We start from the raw sequence: 22,822 nt of genomic DNA, 5'->3' as shown, positions 1-22,822 counted from the left end.
AGTGCCAGCCACAACATTGGGGCACCACACAAAACCTGTGGGAGCGGGCTTGCCCGCGAAGGCGGTGGGTCATTCAAAAAGTAGCTGCCTGACATTCCACAATCGCTGGCAAGCCAGCTCCCACAAGGTCCAGTGCCAGCCCCAAAATTGGGGCACCACACAAAACCTGTAGGAGCGGGCTTGCCCGCGATGGCGGGGGGTCATTAAAAGGTGATTCGCCTGACCCGGCCTCATCGCTGGCAAGCCAGCTCCCACAAGGTCCAGCGTCAGCCAAAAAATTGGGGCACCACACAAAACCTGTAGGAGTGAGCCTGCTCGCGATGGCGGTGGGTCATTCAAAAAGTAGTCGCCTGACATTCCGCAATCGCTGGCAAGCCAGCTCCCACAAGGTCCAGTGCCAGCCCCAAAATTGGGGCACCACACAAAACCTGTGGGAGCGGGCTTGCCCGCGAAGACGGTATGTCAGTCAGCATTGTTGGCGGCAGACAGTCAGCTTTCGCGAGCAAGCCCGCTCCCACAGGGGATGGTGGCGTTGGAGGGATCAGAGTTCACGCACGACGCGAAAGCCCATCCAGTCGCCACGTTCGTTCGGGTACTGGCTGTTGCGGTTGCCGGAGCGGGAGAACACCGGCGCTTCGCCCCAGTCGTTGCCGCGAATGCGCACCGCTTCGCAATTGGCCTCCAGCCACGCGCTGCCATCGGTGGGCGCGCCGACGTAGTCGGGGTGTTCGCAGTCTTCGACCCATTCGTAGACGTTGCCGTGCATGTCGTACATGCCGAAGGCATTGGGCGGGTAGCTGCCCACCGGCGAGCTGTAGCTGAAACCATCCGCCGGGCCGTAGGTGTTGGCGTGTTTGGCGATGCTGTACTCCTTGCCCTCGTCGAACGGGAAGGGGAACGGGCCTTTGCTGCCGCCGCGCGCGGCATACTCGCGCTGGGCTTCGCTGCCCATGTGGTATTTCTGCCCGGTTTTTTGCGACAGCCAGGCGACGTAGTTCTTCACGTCGTAGTAGTTCATGCACACCGCCGGTTGCCGTGGTCCCTGCGGATAGCGCGGCTTGCTGGCAACGCATTCGCGACCGGGGCGGGTATCGCCATTGGCGATGGTCACGCCGCTTTCGCGCACGTAGCTGTCCCATTCAGCGGCGGTGATCTGGAAGCGGCTCATGGCGAACGGTCTGGCGAAGGTCACTTCATGCATCGGGCCTTCATCCGGTTCGCGCCCGACTTCATCGTCCGGGGTGCCCATGGTGAAGGTGCCGGCCGGCAGCACGACCAGCTCCGGGCAGTCCTTGCAGTCCTTGAACACCTTGCCCGGCACGGGCGGTGTGGCGGCCAGGGCAGCCGCCGGCAGCAGGCTGCCGAGCAGGCCGGTGAGGGCCAGCGCCTTGAGGGCGGCGCCAGTGGCGGGGCACAACAGATTGGCTTTCATGGGTCATCTCGCTTAAAGGAATGCGGTGCGTTTCACAGCTGCTTGTGCAGCACGGCCATGAAGCGCTCGATGTCGTTTTCACTGTTGAGCAGGCCCGGCGCGATGCGGATCACCGGACCGGCATCGCGGTCCACCGCATCGCACACCACGCGGTCGGCCATCAGTTGCGCGGCGACCTGATCGCAGTCGCGGCCCTTGATCCGGAAGAAGGTGAAACCGGACGACAGCGCCGCGCTGCGCGGGGTCACCAGCTCGATGGACGGCTGTTCCAGCAGGCGGTTTTTCGCGTAGGTGTTGAGCTCGTGGATGCGCGACTGCACTTCGTTCTTGCCCAGTTGCAGATGCAGCTTGAACGCTTCGTCCAGCGCCCAGCGGTGCTCGAAACTGTGGTAGCCGCCCGGGGTCATGGTGGTCGAGAAGGTGGTGGCTTCGGAGAAGGTCGGGATGATCGGCGTGACGTCCTTGAGCTCGCTGGAGCGCGCGCAGATGATCCCGGTGCCGCGCGGGCCAAACAGCCATTTATGCGTGCCGGCAATAAAGAAATCGCAGTGCATGTCGGGGAAGTCGAGGTCTTCCACGCCAAAGCCGTGCACGCCGTCGACCACGTAGAGGATGCGTTCCTGGTCGTCACGCTGGCGATTGTGTTGCTCGACGAGTTTGCCGATCTCGCCGATCGGCAGTTTCACGCCGCTGCCGGATTGCACCCAGGTCATGCCAAGCACGCGGGTCTCGGGGCGAATGCCGCGATCGATGCCGCTCAGCACTTCGTCGACTGAAATCCTCGCGCTGTTCTCGAACAGCTTGAGCTTGCGCACCTTGACCCCGTCGCGCTGCTGGCGGTAGCCGAGGGTGTAATTGGTCGAGTAGTGTTCGTGTTCGCTGGTGAGAATTTCCTGATCCGGGCGCACATGAATGCCGCCGTAAATCAGCGACAGGCCTTCGGTGGTGCTGCCGGTCAGGGCGATCTGTTGCGGTTTGGCCTTGAGGTAACGCGCGGCCGCTTCACGGACGATCTGTTCGCGCTTTTCAGTCTCGCCCAGGTCCCAGTCCATCGCCCGGCCGGGGTTGCGATCGAGCATGGCGCGGTGGCGCTCGATGGCGTCGCGCACCGGCTTCGGGTGCGAGGTCACGAGGAAATTGGCGAAGTGCAGATAGTCCGGATCCTGCTCGAACAACTGACGCAATTGCGCCCATTTGTCGGCGGCCAGCGGTTGTGGATTGGCGGCCCGCGACGGCAGGTTCACGGCAGCGCCCAACGGCAGCCCGGCGGCCAGAATCCCGGCCTGCTTGAGGAAAGAACGACGGTTGGTCATGAAGTCGGTTCGCTTGTTCAAATGAGCGTCAGTGGCTGGCCACGGGTTTCGACGATTGCTGCACCTGCGCCCAGACCCGCAGGAAATTGCCGCCCCACAATTTGCCGATGTCGGCTTCGCTGTAGCCACGGGAGAGCAGTTCGGCGGTCACGTTGCGCGCCTCGCTGACGTCCTTCCAGCCGTCGATGCCGCCGCCGTCGTTGAAATCGGAGCTGATGCCGACGTGGTCGATGCCGATTTTCTTCACCGCGTAATCAATGGCGTCACCGAAGTCCTTGAGGGTGGCTTTCGGTTCTTCGTCGACGATTGCGTAAAGCTGACTGGCGTACTCGCCGAAGCGTTGCTCGGGCCACACGGTGATCACCGGATCGCCGGGCATCAGCGCCATTTCCAGACCCTGCAGCGGCTGCAAATCGAATTTCGCGCGCAGGGCATTGAGCTTGTCCTGAGTGTGCTGGCTCAGCGGGCGCAGGTAGGTCGGGAAACCGACGATCTGCACCACGCCGCCGCTGTTCTTGATCAGCTGCATTTCCTGATCGCTGAGGTTGCGCGGAATGTCCACCAGCGCCCGTGGCGCCGAGTGCGAGGCGACGATCGGCGCGCGGCTCAGTTGCGCGACTTGCTCCAGGGCCTTGGTCGACATCTGCGACACATCGATGATCACCCCGAGGTCGTTGAGCCGGTGCACCGCCTGCTTGCCGATCTCCGATAGTCCACCGAGGGCGTCGCGTGTGTCATTGAAAAACGGCAACGGCCGCGACGAGTCGGCCCAGGCGTTGTTGCCCACGTAACTGAAGCCGAACATGCGCATGCCGCGCGCGGCCCACTTGTCCAGCGCGTTGAGATCGTTGCCCAGCGGATAGGCGTTGAGCATGCTCAGGAAAATCGCGAACTTGCCTTCGCCGTGCAGGCGGCGGAAATCGTCCGGGGTATAGGCGATGGCCACCTGATTGGGGAAGTCGCGCACCAGCGTAGTGATGATCTTGTAGCGGGTTTCCTGTTCGAAAAGTGCTTCCTCGACAAACCCGGCGGTGGGCCGGTGCGGGGCGTTGGCGCCGTTCCAGATTTCCGGCCAGCCGAAGATCGTCAGCGCGGCGCCGGAGAGGCGGCCACGTGCAGCCTTGACCAGATCGAACTGGCTGCTGCCGTCCTTGTCGGCCTCGTTGCCGGCGGTGCCGAAATCCAGCGGCACGGTGATGTGGCTGTCGAAGGACAGCAGCCGCTCCTGCAACTCATCGGCCTGTTTCATCACGGTTGCCGGGTAGCCGGGGTTGTCCTTGAACCAGTGCTCCCAGACCGCAAAACCTGCGGCGGCGCTGATCGCCAGGGCCAGCGGCAGGCCGATGTAAAGAGCCTTTTTCGAACGTGGTGTAGTCATTGCCATCTCAGTCAGGTTCGCCGTCGAGGTGCAGGCACGAGGGCCTTCGCTATCTGGGTGGAACGACTGGGCGGGCGGGGAATTTAGGCGCGCGGGAAAAGATCGCCGGCGCCTGCTCCATCGCGTTCCTGTGGGCTGCGATCTTTTCCGGCGCGCATAAATTTGCCGGCGCAATAAACGTTCTAGCTTGGATAAAGCCTGCTTCATGGCTGACACAGGTAGGGCAATGACGATTTCTCGACGATGGTTCATGGCGGGCCTGGCACTGACCGGCGCCGCCGTGCCTGCAGCGTATTTTGGGCATCGTGAATGGACGAAGCCGGATCCGACGATCACCCCCGGCGAAGCCTCGTTCGACGTCGCGGACGTCGCTGGTCAGCGGCTGGCCGATGCTCTGCGGGGTGTCTGGCAGATCCGTTTCGAGGGGCGTGACGCGGGCATTGCCGGGCTGCCGCAGGACGGTCTGGAAGTGTTCCTCGACATCGCTCACAAAGGTCGCGGGGTGATCGGTTTCCTCGACACCGCTGAATGCCTGCGCGCGTCCGAGCCGCCGCGCTATCGGGTGCTCGCCGATCTGGCCGATGTCAGCGCCTCGCAGTTGAGTTGGCGTCTGGTCAGCACATCGGCGGCCGACGGTGCGCCGGACTACGAGTTCAGCATGGCGCTGGACGAGGTCTGGGCCGGTTTCGGCAATGCCGGCAGCGGCACGCTCAGCGGGCGCGTGCTGGACCTGGATCGGCCGCTGATGTTGCCAGCGCAGGACAATCGTTTTGTCGCGGTCAAGCGGGTGTTCCCCGAAGCCCGCGAACGGATTGGCCTCAACTCGACGCTGCTGGCGTGGCTGATCTCGCCCGAGCACCGCTTGTTCCACCAGCTCTGGCACGCCTCGCGGGACAAGTGGCACACCTTGTCCGAGGAAAAGCGCAATGCCTTGCGCGGCATCGGCTGGCAGCCCGGCCCGCGTGACAAGGAGCGCGATGCTCGCGGCGCGAAAAAGGATCGTAACGGCTCGGGCATCGACTTCTTCTTCATGCACCGACACATGCTGGGCACCGCGCGGTCGATGCAGGACTTGCCGTCGTGGCAGCATTTCCCGTTGCCGCAGCCGGAACTGATCCGTGATCGCCAGGGCTTCGCCGCCTACTTCGACAATCACGACGGTACCGCGCTACCGCCGACCTGGCTGGCCGAGGACGATGACGAATACTCGCAATGGGTCAGCGACATCAAGACCGCCGAGACGTATCACAGTAATTTCCTGGTGTGGGAATCGCGTTACCGTGACCCGCGCTACCTGGCGAAGCTGACGCTGGGCCAGTTCGGTTCGGAGGTCGAACTGGGGCTGCACGACTGGCTGCACATGCGCTGGGCCTCGGTGCCACGCGATCCGTCCAACGGCCAGCCAGTGCCGTTTGCCCGCGACCCGGCGGATTTTTCCGCGCGCTGGTACGCCGCGGAAAACGACTTCCTGGGCGATCCGTTTTCGTCGCACGTCAACCCGGTGTTCTGGGCGTTTCATGGCTGGATCGATGATCGTCTGGAAGACTGGTTCCGCGCCCACCAGCGCTTTCACCCGGGCGAGGTCACGCGGCTGCAGGTCAATCGCGTGCCGTGGTTTGCCCCAGGGCGCTGGGTCGAAGTCAATGACCCGTGGCTCGGCCCGATCACCCATGGCTGCAGCACCGTGCCGGGGTTGCAGGTGGGCAAGTCGGTGGAGATGGACCCGGAAACCATGAAACTGGCGCTGCGCATCACCTTCGGCGACGACGAGAAAAAACTCTCGCAGCTGTTCCGCAAAGTGCCGAAACGACCATGGTATGCGCGGCACCTGAAGGCCAGACAGACACCGGCCTGAGACCGCGTCATCGTTCATTCGCGAGCAAGCCCGCTCCCACAGTTGATTTGTGTATTCCCCAAATCCGCGGCATCACACAAAACCTGTGGGAGCGGGCTTGCCCGCGAAGGCGGTGGGTCATTAAAAGCTGATTCGCCTGACCCGGCCTCATCGCCGGCAAGCCAGCTCCCACAAGGTTCAGTGCCAACCACAAAAATTGGGGAGGTACGCAAAACCTGTGGGAGCGGGCTTGCTCGCGAAAGCGTCAGGTCATTCAAAATCAATTCGCCTGACCCAACACCGCCACTCAGCGCGCTACCGGCGACTGCCACCCACCACCCAGCGCCTTGTACAGCGCAATGCTCGCCTGCAACCGCGACAGCCGCAGTTGCACGTTGAGGTCCTGCGCTGCATACAAGGTGCGCTGGGTTTCCAGCACGGTCAGCAGATCGACGGCGCCGGCCTGGTAGCGGCGCTGGGCGATGTCGAACGCGGTCTGCGCTTGCTGCAGCTCTTCGCTTTGCCATTGCCGCTGCCCGTCGAGGCCACGAATGCTGTTCAGGGCTTTTTCCACGTCGGCGAAACCGTTGATGATCGTCCCGCGATAGTTCTCCAGCAGTTCCTGCTGGCGCGCCGTGGCCTTGTCGCGTTCGGCGCCGAGGCGGCCGTTGTTGAAGATTGGTGCGACCAGCCCGGCCGTGAGGTTATAGAACGGGCTGCGGATCAGTTGATCGAACTGATCCGCACCCGAGCCGAGTTGTGCGGTCAGGGTCAGGCTCGGCAGCATCGCCGCCCGAGCGACCTTGACGTCAGCCGCGGCCGCGGCCAGTTGCGCTTCGGCACGGGCGATGTCCGGGCGGCGGCTGAGCAGGTCGCTGGGCACGCCACTGGCAATCGGCGGCCACTGCAGTCGATCAAAGGATTCCCGACCCACCGCCAGTTGCTGCACCGGTCGACCGAGCAAAGCGGCGAGGCTGATCAGCGCTTCCTGCGCCTGTTGCTGCACCAGCGGCAGTTGCCGTTGCTGCGCCGCCACCAGACTCTTCTGCTGGGCCAGTTCCAGCGCCGTGGCTGAACCGGAATCGAAGCGGGTCTGCACCAGGTTCAAGACACGCTGCGCATTGCCCAGATTCAGCTCGGCAATCCGCGCCTGTTCACCCAGCGACAAGCTTTGCGCATAGGTGCTGGCGACCGCGCTGAGCAATGTCAGCTCGACGGTGGCGCGATCGAATTCGCTGGCCTGCAGGCTGAATTGCGCGCTGTCGCGAGCGGCGCGCTGGCCGCCCCAGAAATCCACTTCATAGCTGGCGCTGAGGCTGGTGTCGAAGTAGTCCACCGCCTGATTGCTGCTGTCCGCGTCGAGCTGGCTGTAGCCATTGCCGCGCAGCAATTTTTGTCGATTGGCATTGAGCCCGGCCTTGACCTCCGGCAGTTGCGAAGCGCCGGCAATCACCGTACTCGCCTGTGCCTGACGCACGCGAGCAACGGCAGCAGCGAGGTCGAAACTGCCCCTACGCGCCTGCTCGACCAAACGCTCAAGTTCAGGACTTCCGAATTGCGTCCACCACTGCGGATCGATACGCGCGGCACTTGCGGTGTGGGGCGATTGCCACGCGGCGGGGGCTTGCACGTCGCTGTCCGCACGCTGGACGGGACTGCCGCAGGCGCTGAGCAGCAGGCACAGGGTCAACAGGCTGAGGCGCGGTTTCATAGATCGTTCATTCACTGGTAAGGGCCGTGACCGGGTCGAGTCGGGCAGCTTTGCGGGCCGGCATGAAGCCGAAGACAACACCGGTGACCAGCGCGCAGCCGAACGCGCCGAGCACCGCCAACAGCGAGAACGCCACCGCGATGTCGCTGAGGATCAGCACGCCGCCGACGATCAGCGCCAGGGCGATGCCGGCGATGCCGCCGACCACCGAGAGCATCACCGCTTCGGTGAGGAACTGGCGCAGGATGTCGCGCTGGCGGGCGCCGGTGGCCATGCGGATGCCGATCTCGCGGGTGCGTTCGCGCACAGTCATGAGCATGATGTTCATCACGCCAATGCCGCCGACCAGCAACGAAATCGCGGCAATCGAGCCGAGCATCAGCGACAGGGTGTTTTGCGTGCGCGCCTCGGCCTGGATCATTGCGGCGTTGTTGGTCAGTTCGAAATCCTTCTTGCCGTTGTGCAGGCGCAGCATCATGCGTTCGATGGCCTGCTCGGTCTGCTTGACCTTGCGCGCATCGGCAGCGGCAATCGCCACGTACTCGGGGTTGTAGGTGCCGAACAGTCGGGTGCTGGCGGCGGAGTAGGGCACGGCGATGCGGTCGTCACTGTCGGAGTCGCCGGAGCTGGCGCCTTTTTCCGCGAGCACGCCGACCACCTGAAACGGCACGTTCTCGATCAGGATGTACTGGCCGATGGGGTCGGCGACGTCCTTGAGCAGCTTGGTCCGCACCTTGTGTCCGATCACCGCGACAGCGGCGCCGGCGGCCTCATCGGCGGCGCTGAAGTAGCTGCCTTCGGCCACCGGCCAGTTGAAGATTTTCGGGAAGTTGGTGTCGTTGCCGCCGACGTAACTGTTGTGATCGAGGTTGCCGAAACGCACCACCGCTTCGGCGCCGTTGACCGGCATGATCTGTTTGATCAGCGGCAGGGTCGCGAGCACTGCCAGATCGTCGAGGGTGACGATGCCGTGCGGTGCGCGGGGATGCGGCGAGGCACCGCTGAGGTAAATGATGTTCGAGCCGAACGCGCCCATCTGCGCCATCACCTGGCGCTTGCTGCCTTCGCCGACCGCCAGCATCACCACCACCGAGGCCACGCCGATGATGATCCCGAGCAGCGTCAGCGCGGTGCGAAAACGGTTGATCCACATCACCCGCCACGCGGCGTGCAGGGCGTCGACCAGTTCACCTTTCCACGCGCCGCTCGCTTCGGCGCCCTCGGCCAGGCGCTGGCGCAGATCCACCGCTTGCAAGGCGCCGGGGTTGGCGCTGGTTTGCGCAGCGGGATGGTCACGGGCGCTGTCGCTGATGATCAGGCCGTCGCGAATTTCGATGATGCGCTTGGCGCGCGCCGCAACTTCACGGTCGTGGGTAATGAGGATCACCACATGGCCTTGGCTCGCCAGTTCGTCGAGCAGCGCCATGACTTCCTGGCCGCTGTGGCTGTCGAGGGCGCCGGTGGGTTCGTCGGCGAGGATGATATGCCCGCCGTTCATCAAGGCCCGGGCGATGGACACCCGTTGCTGCTGCCCACCCGATAACTGATGCGGGCGATTGCCGGTGCGCGAGGCCAGACCGAGCCGCTCCAGCAGGGCGGCAGCGCGGGCGTGGCGTTCGGCGGCGGGGGTGCCGGCATAGATCGCCGGCATCTCGACGTTTTCCTGGGCCGAGCCGGAGGGGATCAGGTGATAACCCTGAAACACGAAACCGAAGGCTTCGCGGCGCAGCCACGCCAGTTCGTCGCTGTCGAGGCCGGCGACGTTTTCCCCGGCGAAGCGGTACTCGCCGGACGTCGGCCGGTCGAGGCAGCCGAGGATGTTCATCAGCGTCGATTTGCCGGAGCCGGACGCGCCGACAATCGCCACGAATTCGCCGGCATGGATCGCCAGGTCGATGCCGCGCAGCACGTGAACCTCGGGCGCATCGCCGCCGCCGTAGGACTTGCGGATGTCCTGCAGGTCGATCAGAGGCGTTTGCATTCAGCCCCCGTTTCCATCAGCCGGGCCGATCAGCAGGTGCTCGCCCTCGTTGAGGCCGTCGACAATCTGCACCTTGAGCCGGTCGCTGATGCCGGTGCGCACCTCGCGTTGCTGAATGTCGCCGTTGGCGGCGATCACCTGTGCGGTCTGCAGGTTGGCGCTGCTGCTGCCCTGCAAGGCGGCGACCGGTGCGGTGAGCACGCCTTTGGCTTGGTCGGCGACGAAAAACACCTGGGTGGTCATCTCGGCCATCAGGGCGTTGTCGGCGTTATCGACGTCGAGCAGCACGGTGTACAGCACCACCCGCGCGCTCCCGCTTTTGCTGGTGCTGGCCGGGCCGCCGCCGCCCTGGCTGGTCTGATCCAGCGGCTTGGGCGGCACCGGCAGAATCTGCCGCACGCGGCTGCTCCAGCGCCGCTGCCCGCCACTGAGCGTGGTGAAGTACGCGGTCATGCCCGGTTTGACGTGGCCAATGTCGGCCTCGGAAACCTCGGCCCATACGGTCATCGGTGACAGTTTGGCGATGCGCAGGATCAGCGGCGTCTGCTGCTGGGCGTTGAGGGTCTGGCCTTCGCGGGCGTCGAGAGCGACCACGGTGCCGGCCATCGGCGCGTAGATCCGGGTGTAGCCGAGTTCGGCCTGATCGCTACGCAGACTGGCTTCGGCCTGGCGGATCTGTGCCTGGAACATGTCGATGCGCGCCTGCGTGGCTTTCAGTTCGGCGCGGGCGGTCTGCACGTCTTCTTCCCGGGTGGCGCCGCCGGCGGCCAGATGCTGCTGACGCTGATACTTCTGCTGCGCCAGCTCATGCTGGGCGCGCTGCTCCTGCAGTTGCGCCTTGAGGTTTTCGATGGAGAAGCGTCCGGCGTCGAGCTTGGCCTTTTGCGTCGACGGATCGATTTCCACCAGCAACTGACCTTCCTTGACCACATCGCCGACTTCGACGTGGAGCTTCTGGATCTGCCCGGAGGCTTGTGCGCCGACATCCACATAGCGCCGCGGTTGCAGGGTGCCGAGCGCGGTGACGCTGCTTTCAATATCGCCACGGGTGACTTGCACGGTGGCGAAGCGCTCGCGCCCCGGCGGAATGATTTGCCAGGCGGCGTAGGCCACAACGGGCAGCAGACAAAGGACAACGAGCAGGCCGCGTCGGGCGGGGCGGGGACGTTTCATGCAGGGTTCCGGCCAGTGGAAATCGGCCCGTGGTCCGGCTGCACTTAATGAAGCGTGCGCAGGCGCTGAACGCTGTCGCAGGCGCGACAGACACGGGGAGCTGTCCTGTAAACGATGCAACCGGAAGGGAATTTAAGCGAAGACACAGGATGTTACAGGTATAGAACGGCACTATTTGACCGGCAACGGCACACGCCACTTTAAATCTATATGAGAATTACTATAAATTACGCACCTCAAGTTGCCACTATCTCGCTACCCCGTTTTCGGGGGCCGTGGATCAGTGTGCTCAAGGATCGAATCCGCATCGAAGCGGCCGGGAGTCATGTTGGAAAACTACTATCGCGAGCTGGTGTGTTTCCTGAACGCCAAGCTGGGCAACCGTCAGGTCGCCGAAGATGTGGTGCATGACGCTTATGTGCGGGTGCTGGAGCGCTCCAGCGACACGCCCATCGAGCAACCCCGGGCTTTTCTTTATCGCACGGCGTTGAATCTGGTGATCGACGATCATCGGCGCAACGCCTTGCGCCAGGTCGAGCCGCTGGAAGTGCTCGACAGCGAAGAGCGCTATTTCAGCCCGTCGCCCCACGGCAGCCTCGATCATGGTCAGCGCCTGCAGATGCTTCAGCGCGCATTGGCCGAGTTGCCGACGCTGTGCCGCGACAGTTTTCTGCTGCGCAAGATCGAAGGCCTGTCGCACCCGCAGATCGCCGAACAGCTGGGCATTTCCAAGGCGCTGGTGGAAAAACACATCGTCAACGCGATGAAGCACTGCCGCCTGCGCATCAAGCAGTGGGATGCCCATTGAGCCGCCTGCGGTAAATTTTATTTCACTGTCCTCGTTCCTACTCAACAGACGACCTGCTGTCCTGCTCAAGGGCCGGTCAGGTCACTTAGGCTCTCCTTGCCCCTTGTTGAGGGGTTCATCCAGAGGACACTGGAAATGACTCAGGCAATTGCATCGCCCATCGTTCACGACCTGATCGGCGTCGGTTTCGGCCCTTCGAACCTGGCGTTGGCCATCGCTCTGCAAGAGCGCGGCCCGACCCACGGCGAGCTGGATGTGCTGTTCCTCGACAAGCAGGCCGATTACAGCTGGCACGGCAACACCCTGTCGACCCAGAGCGAATTGCAGATTTCCTTCCTCAAGGATCTGGTGACCCTGCGCAACCCGACCAGCCCGTACTCGTTCGTCAATTACCTGAAAGCCCACGGCCGTCTGGTCGACTTCATCAACCTCGGCACCTTCTATCCGTGCCGCATGGAATACAACGATTACCTGCGCTGGGTCGCCGGGCAGTTCACCGAGCAGAGCCGCTATGGCGAAGAAGTGCTGACCATCGAACCGGTGCTGCACAACCATCAGGTCGAAGCGCTGCGCGTAATCTCTCGTGACAGCCAGGGCCAGCAGTTGGTGCGCACCGCGCGCTCGGTGGTGGTCAGTGCCGGTGGCACGCCGCGTATTCCTGAAGCGTTCAAGGCGCTCAAGGGCGACAGCCGCGTGTTCCATCACTCGCAATACCTGTCGCAAATGGCCAAGCAGCCGTGTGTGAACAATCAACCGATGAGCATCGCGATCATCGGCGGCGGGCAGAGCGCGGCGGAAGCCTTTATCGATCTGAACGATTCGTTCCCCTCGGTGCAGGTCGACATGATCCTGCGCGGCTCGGCCCTGAAGCCGGCGGACGACAGCCCGTTCGTCAACGAAGTGTTCTCGCCGGAATTCACCGATCTGGTGTTCCAGCAAAACAGCGCCGAGCGTGAGCGGCTGGTCAACGAGTACCACAACACCAACTATTCGGTGGTGGACATCGACCTGATCGAACGCATCTACGGCATCTTCTACCGGCAGAAAGTCTCGGGCATTGCCCGTCACGCGTTCCGCACCCTGACCACCGTCGAAAGCGCCACCGCCACCGAGCGCGGCATCGAACTGGCGGTGCGCAACAATGCCACCGGCGAAGTCACTGTGCGTCTGTATGACGCGGTGGTGCTGGCCACCGGTTACGAACGGCAGATGCACCGCAAACTGCTGGCGCCGCTGCAGGAATACCTGGGTGAGTTCGAGGTCGATCGCAACTACAAACTGATCACCGACGAACGCTGCAAGGCCGGCATTTACATGCAGGGCTTCTGCCAGGCCAGCCATGGTCTGAGCGACACGCTGCTGTCGGTGCTGCCGGTGCGTGCCGACGAGATTGCCGGCTCGCTGTATGAGCATGGAAAACACCGTGGGCATCGGTCGGTGGCGGATCTGTTGTTGGCGACGGCCAGCTGATTCCGGGTTGCCCGTAATACCCCTTTCGCGAGCAAGCCCGCTCCCACAATGGTTCTGTGTACGCAGGACAAATGTAGGAGCGAGCCTGCTCGTAATACCGCTTTCGCGAGCAAGCTCGCTCCCACAATGGTTCTGTGTACGCAGGCCAAATGTGGGAGCGAGCTTGCTCGCGAAGGGGCCTTCCAGAACGCCGCAAAAACGCCTTCCTGAACCAATCCTGAAGCGCGCTGCAATTCCCCGACACACTTCCTTACAGCGGTTTACTCTCCAATCACCGGGGCGTAAGCTTCGCGCGTTTTCATCAATAGCGGAGACCCACAGTGGGTACTTGTTCGAGTGACAGTTGTCGGCCGGTCTCGGTAACCGGCAGATTCTCGGCAAGATAACGCGCAGCCTTTCTCTGCCGTTGTCTCGCCGTAAAGCGAGCAGCGGCATCCCGATCATGGTCAGTCAGGCCATGTCTCGACGTCCTTCTCATCGACACTGAAAAAGTGTGATTCCGACCTCACGTCGTGATCGCCACTGCATCGACACGCCTGTCTTCCCGGACCGGCGCGCCAGGCCTTGCCGTGCCGGTTTTTCCGGTGCACGAGGCGCGGCGGTACCTGCTCGACGGTTTCCCGGCTGACCATAGGGGCAACAGCCATGAAACTTACGCTCAAGGAATTTTTCGCAGGCTTCCTGCGCACTCGCCACATCGCCCGGCACTTCCGCCGTCTGGCGTTGCTGGAATCGATCAATGACACCACGGTCAGCCGTGAAGTGCCGCCCACCCTGGCCAACACGCTGGTCGATGCGGCGCAGCGCGACAGCGGCGAATTGCTGGCGGCGCTGGGCACGCACACCGACGGCCTGACCGACTTCGAAGTCGATGCACTGCGCGCGCAGTACGGCTTCAACGAAGTCGAACACGAGCAGCCGCTGCCGTGGTGGACCCACCTGTGGCACTGCTACAAAAACCCGTTCAACCTGCTGCTGACCCTGCTGGCGGTGATCTCCTGGCTGACCGAAGACCTCAAGGCCGCCACGGTGATCTTCTCCATGGTGGTGCTGTCGACGCTGCTGCGCTTCTGGCAGGAGAGCAAATCCAACCAGGCCGCCGATGCGCTCAAGGCGATGGTCAGCAACACCGCCACGGTGATGCGCCGCGATGCACCGCGTATCGAACTGCCGATCAAGCAACTGGTGCCGGGTGATCTGATCGTGCTGTCCGCCGGCGACATGATTCCCGCCGACTGCCGGGTGCTCAGCGCCAAGGACCTGTTCGTCAGTCAGGCGGCGATGACCGGTGAATCAATGCCGGTGGAAAAATTCCCGCGTCAGGCCGACCGTGACACGCGCAACCCGCTGGAACTGGACAACATCCTGTTCATGGGCACCAACGTGGTGTCCGGCACGGCGGTGGCGGTGATTCTCACCACCGGCAACAGCACTTATTTCGGTGCCCTGGCCCAGCGCGTCGGCGCGACTGATCGCGCGGTGACCTCGTTCCAGATGGGCGTGAACAAAGTCAGCTGGCTGCTGATCCGCTTCATGTTCGTCATGGCGCCGCTGGTGCTGTTCATCAACGGCTTCACCAAGGGTGACTGGACCGAAGCGCTGCTGTTCGCGCTGTCGATTGCCGTGGGCCTGACCCCGGAAATGCTGCCGATGATCGTCACCTCGACCCTGGCCAAAGGGGCGGTGTTCCTGTCGCGCAAGAAGGTCATCGTCAAGCGTCTGGATGCGATTCAGAATTTCGGCGCCATGGACGTGCTGTGCACCGACAAGACCGGCACCCTGACGCAGGACAAGATCTTCCTCGCACGCAACGTCGATGTCTGGGGCGACGATTCCGATGACGTGCTGGAAATGGCTTACCTCAACAGCTACTACCAGACCGGCCTGAAAAACCTGCTCGACGTGGCGGTGCTGGAACATGTGGAGGTGCACCGTGAACTGAAAGTCGGCACGGCGTTTCGCAAGGTCGACGAGATCCCGTTCGACTTCAACCGGCGGCGCATGTCGGTGGTGGTCGAAGGGCGCGGCGAACCGCATCTGCTGATCTGCAAAGGCGCAGTGGAAGAAGTGCTGGCGGTGTGCAGCCGGGTGCAACACGGTGAGGTCGAGGAAGCCTTGAGCGATGAATTGCTGACCCGGATTCGTCAGGTCACCGCAGCATTCAACGCTGAAGGTTTGCGCGTGGTAGCGGTGGCTGCCCGTTCGATGGCGGCAGGTCGCGACACCTACAGCCTGGCCGATGAACAGGAACTGACGCTGATCGGTTACGTGGCGTTTCTCGATCCACCGAAGGAAAGCACCGCCCCGGCGCTCAAGGCCCTGGCCGAGCATGGCGTGGCGGTCAAAGTGCTGACCGGCGACAACGAGCTGGTGACCGCGAAGATCTGCCGCGAAGTCGGCCTTGCGCAACAGGGCTTGCTGCTGGGCAATGACGTAGAGCGCATGAGCGATGCCGAGCTGGCGGTGGCGGTGGAGAACACCAACGTCTTCGCCAAGCTGACGCCGTCGCACAAGGAGCGCATCGTGCGCATCCTCAAGGGCAACGGCCATGTGGTCGGCTTCATGGGCGACGGGATCAACGATGCGCCGGCGCTGCGCACTGCCGACATCGGGATTTCGGTGGACAGCGCGGTGGACATCGCCAAGGAAGCCGCCGACATCATCCTCCTGGAAAAGAGCCTGATGGTGCTGGAGGAGGGCGTGCTCGAAGGGCGCCGGACCTTCGCCAACATGCTCAAGTACATCAAGATGACGGCCAGCTCGAACTTCGGCAACGTGTTCTCGGTGCTGGTGGCCAGTGCGTTCATTCCGTTCCTGCCGATGCTGCCGATGCACCTGCTGGTGCAGAACCTGCTCTACGACATTTCGCAGATCGCGATTCCGTTCGACAACGTCGACAAGGAGATGCTGAACAAACCACAACGCTGGCAGCCGGCGGATGTCGGGCGCTTCATGCTGTTCTTCGGCCCGATCAGTTCGATCTTCGACATTCTGACGTTCGCCTTGATGTGGTACGTGTTTGATGCCAACACCCCGGACCACCAGACCCTGTTCCAGTCCGGCTGGTTCGTGGTCGGGCTGCTGACCCAGACATTGATTGTGCACATGATCCGCACGCCGAAAATTCCGTTCCTGCAAAGTCGCGCCGCCATGCCGCTGCTGGTCATGACCGGGATCATCATGGCAGTCGGGATCTTCCTGCCGATGGGGCCGCTGGCGCACTACTTCAAACTGCAGGCGCTGCCGTCCATGTACTTCGTGTTCCTGCCGGTGATCCTGCTGGCGTACATGGCGCTGACCCAGGCGGTGAAGGGCTTCTACATCCGCCGGTTTGGCTGGCAATAAAGGTTCAACCACACTGTTTCCCCCTGTGGGAGCGGGCTTGCTCGCGAATGCGGTTGTTCAGTCACAGTTGTAGTGGCTGACACACCGCCTTCGCGAGCAAGCCCGCTCCCACAAGGGAAGTGTGGATTTTTCAAGGAGCTTGATCATGCAAGCCATCAACAACCTCAACCTCACCTCGCTGCTCGACACCCTGGTCAGCCTCAGCGCGGCGTTCATCCTCGGCGGCCTGATCGGTTTCGAGCGGCAATACCGCCAGCGCACCGCCGGCCTGCGTACCAACGTGCTGGTGGCGGTCGGCGCGGCGATCTTTGTCGACATGGCCAACCGCCTCGGCGGCGCCGATGGCGCGGTGCGGGTGGTCGCCTACGTGGTCTCCGGCATCGGCTTTCTCGGCGCCGGGGTGATCATGCGTGAAGAGGGCAATGTGCGCGGTCTCAACACCGCCGCCACCCTGTGGACCTCAGCCGCGGTCGGCGCCTGCGCCGGGGCCGACCTGCTGGCCGAAGCGGTGCTCGGCACGCTGTTCATTCTCGCCGCCAACACCTTGCTGCGGCCGATCGTCAACAACATCAACCGCCAGCCACTGGACGTGGTGTCGGCGGAAGTCACCAACATCGTCTATGTGATCGCCCGGCGCTCGCAGCAAACCGCCGTGTTCGCTTTACTCGAGGCCGAGCTGGAGCGCAGCAACTACCCGGCCAGCGACGTCGACGTGCATGCCTTTGGCGCCGACGAAATCGAGATCGAAGCGACGCTGGCGACCACCTCGGTGGACGGCGACGAGCTCGACGCACTGGTGGCGCGGATCTCTACTTCGGCGCTGGTGGTGCAGGCGTTCTGGAGTCCGAGTACCACCGAGTAAAGCCATAGCACCCAGTGGTCCGGCAGTCTGATCCCGGGCGCTCGTCAAATCTGCGCCGCGCGATGCATCCAGATGAATGACCGGTTTTTTAAGAAAGTTCCTACAGAGCGCGCCCGTGGTCTTGCGTAGGCTAGCCGCACTCCGTAACCGCTACTTTCGGAAGACCGACAATGATCGATAAAACCTTGCGCATCCTGATCGCCGACTCGCAGCACTTTCACCGGATGAAAATCGAGCGTCTGTTCAACCACCTCGAATACTTCCGCGTGGCCCCGGTGCAGAGCCTGGCGGAATTGCTGACGCTGTTGGAATACGGCTGTGAACCGTTCGACGCGGTGGTCATCAATGCCGAACTGGCGGCCGGTTCTCTGCATCTGCCGGGTTTTTTTCTGAGCCATCCGCAGGTGCGGCATGCGCTGATTTATAACGAGCCATCGGCTCCGGTGCTGACCCCGGCGGGCTTCGCGCAGGAAAACCTGCAGATCAGCCACGCCGCGTTGCCCAATCTGGCAGCGATCGAACACCTGATGGCGCGCGTGGATGTGCCCGCGGAGCGCCCCGCGACTCTCAGGATGGCGGATGCGGCGCAGCAGCGTCGCGCTTAAGCACGGATCAACCTTTTGCACAACTGTCAGACCTGACAGGTGATCCCGGGTGACTCCCGTGTAACAGTCACTGCGCAGCACGCGCCAGTGGCGCATTTTTCATGTTGTTGAGCGGGGGTCGTTATGAGGACAGCGCTGGTCGTCGACGATCATCCGGTGGTGCGCGCCGCGGTGATGCTCATACTCGAAGCCGAGCGCTTCAAGAAGATTTACGAGGCTGCGAGCGCCAGCGAAGCCTGGGCACTGTACCGCGAGCACAAACCGGCACTGGTGGTGCTCGACCTCAAGTTGCCGGGGATCAGTGGCCTGGAGCTACTGGAACGCCTCAAGGCCAGCGACCCCGGGTGCAAGGTGCTGATCTTCACCTCACAGGACCTGCACTATTATCAGGGGCGCTGTCTGTGGGCCGGCGCCATGGGTTGCGTGGCCAAGACCAACCGGCTGGAGCAATTGCAAAAGGCGATCCATGCGGTGATGTCGAGCTACTCCTATTTTGCCGCTTTGTCTGACAAGGATTATCTGTCGACGCCATTGCACCGCAGCGAAAAACAGTTGATCGATGATCTATCCAATCGCGAGCTGAGCATCCTCGAGCAGTTGGCGCAGGGCAAACCCAACAAATTGATCGCCCAAGACATGCACCTGAGCCATAAAACCGTCAGCACTTACAAAACCCGTCTGATGAAAAAGCTCGGTATGAACTCGACAGTGCACTTGCGCGAGTTCGCCACGCGCAATCATCTGCTCTGAGTGAATTGATGAACCTGCGTGGCTGGTCATCGGTGTTGTGGTTGATTATCACCGCCTCCTGCTGGGCGGGTGAGCCGCCGCAACGCCTCGAACTGCTGGCCCAGGCAGGGCTGGACAATGTCCACATCGTGCTCGATAAACGTGACCGCCAGTGGCTGCGTTTACACCCGGTATTGCGCATGGGCATTTCCGGTGCGGATTACCCACCGTTCGAAATCACCCGCAATCAGCAAGAGCTGGAAGGGCTCACCGCCGATTACGCCGACTTGCTGGCGCAACTGCTCGGGGTGCGCATCGAGGTGCAACGCTACGCCAGTCGCGACGAGGTGATGGCCGCGCTCAAGCGCGGTGAACTCGAGCTGCTGGGCACCTCCAACAGTTTTGAGCTGGCCGATGCGGACTTTGTCCTGTCGCGTCCCTATGCCGACGATCAGCCCATGCTGGTGACCCGGCTCGACACGACGCTGCCGGCGGACCTGGCGGGCAGACGCGTTGCCATGGTCGAAGACTATTTGCCGCTGGCCAGTGTGCAGGCGTTCTATCCTCTGGCCGACGTGCAGCAATATCCTTCGGCGCTGGATGCGCTGGGTGCTGTGGCATTTGGTCTCGATGAGGTGTACCTGGGGGACCTGATCAGCGCCAGTTACCTGATCAACACCAACTATCGCAACGACCTGCAACTGGCCGGTCCGTCGGGGCTGGACGCCAACCCTTTCGGTTTTGCCCTGTTGCGCCGCGAGGTTCGCCTTAAACGCATGATCGACAGGGCGCTGGCGGCGATACCGATGGAGCGTCGCCAACTGATCGAGCAACGCTGGAGCGCGGGCCGCGCACAAATGGCCGCGCAGTCGTCGCGGATACGCCTCAGTGCCAGCGAACAGGACTGGCTGGCGCAGCACCCGGTGATGCGGGTGGGGGTGATCGAGGATTTTGCGCCACTGAGTTTTTTTGATGCCGAAGGGCGTTTCAGTGGGCTCTCGGCACAATTGCTCAACCTGATCGCGCAGCGCACCGGGCTGGGGTTCGAAGTGATCCGTGGACACTCGCTGGATCGCCAGATTGAACAGCTCAAGGCCGGCGAACTCGACGTCTTGCCGGTGGTGACGCCCAGCAGCGAGCGCGAGGCCGAGCTGCAATTTACCCGGGCCTACCTGAGCAATCCGTTTGTGCTGGTCAGTGCCTCATCGCCCGGCAGCCCGCGCCGCCTCGACGATCTGGCGGGTAAACGGCTGGCGCTTTATCGCGGTCATCCATTGCGCAACGTCATTGAACAACGCGTACCGCAGGTGCGACTGGTGGACGTCAGCAGCCCCGCCGAGGGCATGGAACTGATCGTCAAGGGCCAGGCCGATGCGACGGTCAGTTCGCTGCTGGTGGCGCGCTTTCTGATCGCCCGTCAGTACCGCGAGCGCTTGCGCATCACCAACACCATCGGCGATCAGCCGGCACGCATCGCGCTGGCTACTGCGCCACAAGCCACGCCATTGCACTCGATCCTGAACAAGGCGCTGCTGAGTATTGCCCCGCAGCAGATGGACGAACTGGTCGAGCGCTGGAGTCATGATGTGGTGGTGGAGCAGAGTTACTGGCTGCGCCACCGCCGCGAGATTCTCCTGGGCTTCGCCGCCGCCGCGGGATTGCTGGTGCTGGCCTTGGTCTGGATCGGTTTGCAGCGCTGGCAGTTGCGTCAGCGACAACAATGGTTGCATCAATTGCAGCAAGCCAAGGACGCGGCTGATGCTGCCAATCGGGCGAAAACCACCTTTCTGGCGACCATGAGCCATGAGATCCGCACGCCAATGAATGCCTTGATCGGCATGCTCGAACTGGCCCTCAAGGGCGCCGACGAAGGCGTGACCGAGCGTCTGGCGATTCAGGTGGCATCCGACGCCGGGCAGCAGTTGCTGGCGCTGATCGGCGATATTCTCGACATTGCGCGGATCGAATCGGGGCATCTGTCACTGGCGCCGGAGCGTGCCAATCTGCGCGATCTGGTGCTCGCGGTGTGCCGCGTGTTCGAAGGTCTGGCGCGGCAGAAGCCGTTGCTGTGGCAGATCGATCTCGACCCCCATGCGGCGATCGACGTGCTGATCGACCCGACACGTTTCAAGCAGGTTTTGTCGAACCTGCTGAGCAACGCGATCAAGTTCACCGAGACCGGCGCAGTCACTCTGCGCCTGCGGGTCAGTGTGGTGACCAGCGAGCGGCTGGCGGTGAACCTGTCGATCGAGGACAGCGGTATCGGTATCAGCGCGGCAGACCAGCAGCGTTTGTTCAGCCCGTTCGTGCAGGCCGGCAATCATCCGCATTCGCCGCGCAGCGGCTCCGGCCTGGGCCTGGTGATCAGCCGCAACCTGTGCGAAATGATGGGCGGGACGTTGCAGCTGCACAGCGCGCCGGGCCGGGGTACGCGGGTCGATGTCCGCCTCGAATTGCCGCTGCTCGCGCCCCTTGCGCAGACCGCGGATGAACCTGCAGCAGCGCCTGCAGCCACGTGTTCACTGCGCGTGTTGGTGGCCGACGATCATCCGGTGAACCGTCTGTTGCTGAGCTGGCAACTGGGGGTACTCGGGCACCGCACCGTTGAAGCCAAGAATGGCAGACAAGCGCTGGAGCAGTGGCGCGGGCGAGCATTCGATGTGCTGATCACCGACTGCAACATGCCCCGGCTCGACGGCTATGAACTGACCCGCGTGATCCGTGCAGAAGAGGCCCTGTCCGCTCGGGCGCGCAGCCTGATCGTCGGCTTCACCGCCAATGCGCAAGTCGAGGAAAAGGCCCGCTGCCAGGCGGCCGGCATGGATGATTGCCTGTTCAAGCCGATCCGCCTGGCGGATCTGGCGTTGGCGTTGCAGGGCGCCAGTGCGTGCGAAAAAGAAGACGAGCCAGGCCAGCCGCTGCCACTGCCCGAGCTCGACCTGAGCGCGCTGGAACAGATGGCCGGTGCCGATCACGCGGTGATGCAACGCTTGCGCGATCAGCTGTTGCGCAGTCTGCAGGACGATCTGCAACGACTGGACGCGGTGCGCCAGCCGCCGAAGCTGAGCGAATTGCGCACGCTGGCGCATCACATCAAGGGCGGCGCGCAGATGGTCGGCGCCGCGCGCGTGGTGGCGGCCTGTGTGGAACTCGAACAGGCCTGTCGAGACGCCGAGCCCCAAGCGGTTGAATGCGCGGCCGAAGCACTGCGCGCGGCCATGCTCAGCCTCGCGCAGCACCTTCGAACCTGAGCACTCAATCCCACTGCGGGGCGATGCCTTTCGGGCTGGTCAGACGCTGGCCGCGCTCCAAGGTGGCAATCAGCGCCATGTCGGCGTCGCTCAGGGTCAGCGCGGTGGCGCCGAGGTTGCTTTGCAGGTTGGCGCGTCGGGTCGACGAGGGAATCACCGCGTAGCCCAGTTGCATGGCCCAGGCCAGGGTGACCTGCGCCGGGGTCGCCTGCAGGCGTGCGGCGATTTGCTGGATCAGCGGATCCTTGAGCACTTCGCCGTAGGCGAGGGTCATGTACGAGGTGATCTGAATGCCCTGGCTTTGGGCGAACTCCACCACTTTGCGGTTTTGCAGGTACGGGTGCAGCTCGATCTGATTGGTGGCGATATTCTCGGCACCGACCGCCGCGATTGCTTGCTGCATCAGCTCGATGGTGAAGTTGGACACACCGATCTGCCGGGTCAGGCCCAGACGTTTGGCTTCGAGTAGCGCGCCCATGAATTCGGCGACCGGCACCTGATCGTCCGGTGACGGCCAGTGGATCAGCGTCAGGTCCAGATAATCGGTTTGCAGCTTGCGCAGGCTTTCCTTGAGGCTTTCGATCAAGCGCTCACCGGCGAAGTTGGCGATCCAGATCTTGCTGGTGATGAACAGCTCGTCGCGAGCGATGCCGCTGGCGGCGATGGCTTGACCGACCTCGGCTTCGTTTTCGTAGATCTGCGCGGTGTCGATGGCCCGGTATCCGAGTTCCAGCGCGGTGCTTACCGAATCGATGACCACCTGACCTTGCAGGCGAAACGTACCCAGACCAAAAGCGGGAACAGACATGGAGGACTCCAGGGTTGCAGTGAGAATGAGCCGAAGTATCCGCGCCTGCGTCCTTGAGAAAAACCGCTGGTGGGGCAAAGCACTGTTGAGCAGAAGTCATGAATCACTCCTTTCGGTAATCC

At 62.9% G+C, this 22,822-nt stretch carries 15 protein-coding genes; 8 read left to right on the top strand and 7 right to left on the bottom strand.

All coding sequences use genetic code 11. From position 1 onward, the window contains the following. Positions 1 to 541: 541 nt before the first annotated feature. From pvdO to pvdM, 3 genes are read right to left on the bottom strand one after another with little or no spacing between them, the layout of a single operon-like run. Positions 542 to 1,432 (bottom strand): dihydropyoverdine dehydrogenase, encoded by an 891-nt coding sequence (gene pvdO / locus ACXR0M_RS25410; RefSeq protein WP_458834377.1) that lies wholly within the window; start codon positions 1,430 to 1,432, stop codon positions 542 to 544. A 32-nt stretch (positions 1,433 to 1,464) separates the two neighbouring features. Further along, entirely contained in the window at positions 1,465 to 2,745 is a 1,281-nt protein-coding gene (pvdN, locus tag ACXR0M_RS25405; protein WP_458834376.1) for a pyoverdine-tailoring periplasmic protein PvdN, read from the bottom strand. Between the two features lie 28 nt (positions 2,746 to 2,773). Further along, positions 2,774 to 4,123 (bottom strand): pyoverdine-tailoring dipeptidase-like protein PvdM, encoded by a 1,350-nt coding sequence (gene pvdM / locus ACXR0M_RS25400; RefSeq protein ID WP_458834375.1) that lies wholly within the window; start codon positions 4,121 to 4,123, stop codon positions 2,774 to 2,776. Between the two features lie 226 nt (positions 4,124 to 4,349). On the opposite strand from pvdM, the gene pvdP reads away from it, so the two are divergent. Beyond that, complete coding sequence (gene pvdP / locus ACXR0M_RS25395; RefSeq protein WP_458834374.1) at positions 4,350 to 5,978, top strand: pyoverdine maturation tyrosinase PvdP; 1,629 nt, start codon at positions 4,350 to 4,352, stop codon at positions 5,976 to 5,978. Positions 5,979 to 6,264: 286 nt separating this feature from the next. On the opposite strand, the gene ACXR0M_RS25390 is transcribed toward pvdP, so the two are convergent. From ACXR0M_RS25390 to ACXR0M_RS25380, 3 genes are read right to left on the bottom strand one after another with little or no spacing between them, the layout of a single operon-like run. Further along, positions 6,265 to 7,668 carry an efflux transporter outer membrane subunit gene (locus tag ACXR0M_RS25390; RefSeq protein ID WP_458834373.1) on the bottom strand — a complete coding sequence of 468 codons (1,404 nt, stop codon included), beginning with the start codon at positions 7,666 to 7,668 and terminating at the stop codon, positions 6,265 to 6,267. Positions 7,669 to 7,675: 7 nt separating this feature from the next. Next, a complete protein-coding gene (locus tag ACXR0M_RS25385; RefSeq protein WP_458834372.1) occupies positions 7,676 to 9,649 on the bottom strand; it encodes a MacB family efflux pump subunit in 1,974 nt (657 codons plus the stop codon). After that, the gene (locus ACXR0M_RS25380; RefSeq protein WP_458834371.1) at positions 9,650 to 10,822 is read right to left on the bottom strand and encodes an efflux RND transporter periplasmic adaptor subunit; all 1,173 of its coding nucleotides are present in this window, start codon (positions 10,820 to 10,822) and stop codon (positions 9,650 to 9,652) included. Positions 10,823 to 11,147: 325 nt separating this feature from the next. Between ACXR0M_RS25380 and ACXR0M_RS25375 the strand changes: the two genes are divergently transcribed. From ACXR0M_RS25375 to ACXR0M_RS25345, 7 genes are all read left to right on the top strand, one after another. Further along, positions 11,148 to 11,630: a sigma-70 family RNA polymerase sigma factor gene (locus ACXR0M_RS25375; RefSeq protein ID WP_458834370.1), complete on the top strand. Its 483-nt coding sequence runs from the start codon at positions 11,148 to 11,150 to the stop codon at positions 11,628 to 11,630. Between the two features lie 135 nt (positions 11,631 to 11,765). Beyond that, positions 11,766 to 13,100 (top strand): lysine N(6)-hydroxylase/L-ornithine N(5)-oxygenase family protein, encoded by a 1,335-nt coding sequence (locus tag ACXR0M_RS25370; protein WP_458834369.1) that lies wholly within the window; start codon positions 11,766 to 11,768, stop codon positions 13,098 to 13,100. Between the two features lie 645 nt (positions 13,101 to 13,745). Further along, a complete protein-coding gene (mgtA, locus tag ACXR0M_RS25365) occupies positions 13,746 to 16,445 on the top strand; it encodes a magnesium-translocating P-type ATPase (protein WP_458834368.1) in 2,700 nt (899 codons plus the stop codon). Between the two features lie 145 nt (positions 16,446 to 16,590). Then, on the top strand, positions 16,591 to 17,307 hold the full coding sequence (locus ACXR0M_RS25360) for an MgtC/SapB family protein (protein ID WP_458834367.1): 717 nt from the start codon (positions 16,591 to 16,593) through the stop codon (positions 17,305 to 17,307). 170 nt (positions 17,308 to 17,477) lie between these two features. Continuing rightward, complete coding sequence (locus ACXR0M_RS25355; protein WP_458834366.1) at positions 17,478 to 17,912, top strand: chemotaxis protein CheY; 435 nt, start codon at positions 17,478 to 17,480, stop codon at positions 17,910 to 17,912. Between the two features lie 123 nt (positions 17,913 to 18,035). Continuing rightward, positions 18,036 to 18,662, top strand: coding sequence for a response regulator (locus tag ACXR0M_RS25350; RefSeq protein WP_458834365.1), 627 nt, complete (start codon positions 18,036 to 18,038; stop codon positions 18,660 to 18,662). A gap of 8 nt (positions 18,663 to 18,670) precedes the next feature. Then, complete coding sequence (locus ACXR0M_RS25345) at positions 18,671 to 21,892, top strand: transporter substrate-binding domain-containing protein (RefSeq protein ID WP_458834364.1); 3,222 nt, start codon at positions 18,671 to 18,673, stop codon at positions 21,890 to 21,892. 4 nt (positions 21,893 to 21,896) lie between these two features. Here the strand turns inward: ACXR0M_RS25345 and dkgB are convergent, their stop codons facing one another. Further along, positions 21,897 to 22,700 (bottom strand): 2,5-didehydrogluconate reductase DkgB, encoded by an 804-nt coding sequence (gene dkgB / locus ACXR0M_RS25340; RefSeq protein ID WP_458834363.1) that lies wholly within the window; start codon positions 22,698 to 22,700, stop codon positions 21,897 to 21,899. Between the last annotated feature and the right edge of the window lie 122 nt (positions 22,701 to 22,822).

The sequence above is a fragment of the Pseudomonas sp. Eth.TT006 genome, assembly GCF_054456575.1.
Note: the sequence above shows the minus strand (reverse complement) of the source record. Positions and strands in the feature narration are given on the sequence as shown.

Bases quoted from the DNA above. Each gene is read 5' to 3' on its own strand.
- ACXR0M_RS25360 (WP_458834367.1), top strand. From the start codon at position 16,591: ATGCAAGCCATCAACAACCTCAACCTCACCTCGCTGCTCGACACCCTG.
- ACXR0M_RS25375 (WP_458834370.1), top strand. From the start codon at position 11,148: ATGTTGGAAAACTACTATCGCGAGCTGGTGTGTTTCCTGAACGCCAAG.
- ACXR0M_RS25385 (WP_458834372.1), bottom strand. From the start codon at position 9,649: ATGCAAACGCCTCTGATCGACCTGCAGGACATCCGCAAGTCCTACGGC.
- ACXR0M_RS25345 (WP_458834364.1), top strand. From the start codon at position 18,671: ATGAACCTGCGTGGCTGGTCATCGGTGTTGTGGTTGATTATCACCGCC.
- ACXR0M_RS25350 (WP_458834365.1), top strand. From the start codon at position 18,036: ATGAGGACAGCGCTGGTCGTCGACGATCATCCGGTGGTGCGCGCCGCG.
- ACXR0M_RS25370 (WP_458834369.1), top strand. From the start codon at position 11,766: ATGACTCAGGCAATTGCATCGCCCATCGTTCACGACCTGATCGGCGTC.
- mgtA (WP_458834368.1), top strand. From the start codon at position 13,746: ATGAAACTTACGCTCAAGGAATTTTTCGCAGGCTTCCTGCGCACTCGC.
- ACXR0M_RS25380 (WP_458834371.1), bottom strand. From the start codon at position 10,822: ATGAAACGTCCCCGCCCCGCCCGACGCGGCCTGCTCGTTGTCCTTTGT.
- ACXR0M_RS25355 (WP_458834366.1), top strand. From the start codon at position 17,478: ATGATCGATAAAACCTTGCGCATCCTGATCGCCGACTCGCAGCACTTT.
- pvdN (WP_458834376.1), bottom strand. From the start codon at position 2,745: ATGACCAACCGTCGTTCTTTCCTCAAGCAGGCCGGGATTCTGGCCGCC.
- pvdP (WP_458834374.1), top strand. From the start codon at position 4,350: ATGACGATTTCTCGACGATGGTTCATGGCGGGCCTGGCACTGACCGGC.
- pvdM (WP_458834375.1), bottom strand. From the start codon at position 4,123: ATGACTACACCACGTTCGAAAAAGGCTCTTTACATCGGCCTGCCGCTG.
- pvdO (WP_458834377.1), bottom strand. From the start codon at position 1,432: ATGAAAGCCAATCTGTTGTGCCCCGCCACTGGCGCCGCCCTCAAGGCG.
- ACXR0M_RS25390 (WP_458834373.1), bottom strand. From the start codon at position 7,668: ATGAAACCGCGCCTCAGCCTGTTGACCCTGTGCCTGCTGCTCAGCGCC.
- dkgB (WP_458834363.1), bottom strand. From the start codon at position 22,700: ATGTCTGTTCCCGCTTTTGGTCTGGGTACGTTTCGCCTGCAAGGTCAG.